Origin of the sequence: Rhodococcus sp. KB6, assembly GCF_001445685.1 — a bacterium.
GTDB classification, from domain to species: Bacteria; Actinomycetota; Actinomycetes; order Mycobacteriales; family Mycobacteriaceae; genus Rhodococcus_F; species Rhodococcus_F qingshengii.
Window position 1 is genome coordinate 1 of sequence record NZ_LNAK01000147.1, and the last position, 713, is coordinate 713.

General features: G+C 54.7%; 1 protein-coding gene. It reads right to left on the reverse strand.

Features of this window, described 5'->3' with window-relative positions; translation table 11 throughout:
* Positions 1-294: 294 nt before the first annotated feature.
* On the reverse strand, positions 295-516 hold the full coding sequence (locus ASU23_RS35360) for a helix-turn-helix domain-containing protein (RefSeq protein WP_058038981.1): 222 nt from the start codon (positions 514-516) through the stop codon (positions 295-297).
* Between the last annotated feature and the right edge of the window lie 197 nt (positions 517-713).

A 713-nucleotide genomic window follows, 5' to 3' on the forward strand; every position in this document is an offset into this window, starting at 1 on the left:
TAACCCAAATCAGAAAGCGGGTGGGGAAAAACAACTGGCCGCCACCGGGGAGAACCCGTGGCCACCAGCGGGGAGAACTACTGGCCGCCTACGGGGAGAACTTCGTGGCCATTGACACCAGTACGTGTCCCACCAGGTGTCCCACTGGGACAAGCGCACGACATCTGATCGTGCACAACTTCTCGTTAGGCCCTCTTGAGACTCTCAATAGAGTCTCCATCGGGTATACCTAGGACCTACTTAGATCCTCAATAGATCCGATCAATATCATCGCAAGATCCAAAGCTCGCGAAATCATGCGCGGACCGCGCTCCCGCTGTTAGCTTTCTCGAACATCTGAATTCTAGCCACCGGGAATCGCCACAGCTTCCCCAGTTTCATTGCTGGCACATCCCCTGCCGCCGCAAGCTCGCGAATACGACGCTCTGAGACAACCCAGCGGTCAGCCAGTTCTCGAACAGTCATGAAAGTAGCTTCACTCAACTCAGCACCCTTGCCTGTCGCCAATATGGTCATGAAACCCAAATGCCCTCGGCGCGAACGATTGTGCGAGAAAATTTGACAAATGCGATTCGCTGTGAATTAGAGTACACCTAGTTGTTGCGGGTACGGACGTTGCTGACGCGGGACTGAAGTAGACGGGCTGGTCCTCGGCGCGAGAATGGGAATTGCGAAATAGCCGTTCTCGACCAAGAAGGACCAACCCTGTGACA

Bases quoted from the DNA above. Each gene is read 5' to 3' on its own strand.
- ASU23_RS35360 (WP_058038981.1), bottom strand. From the start codon at position 516: ATGACCATATTGGCGACAGGCAAGGGTGCTGAGTTGAGTGAAGCTACT.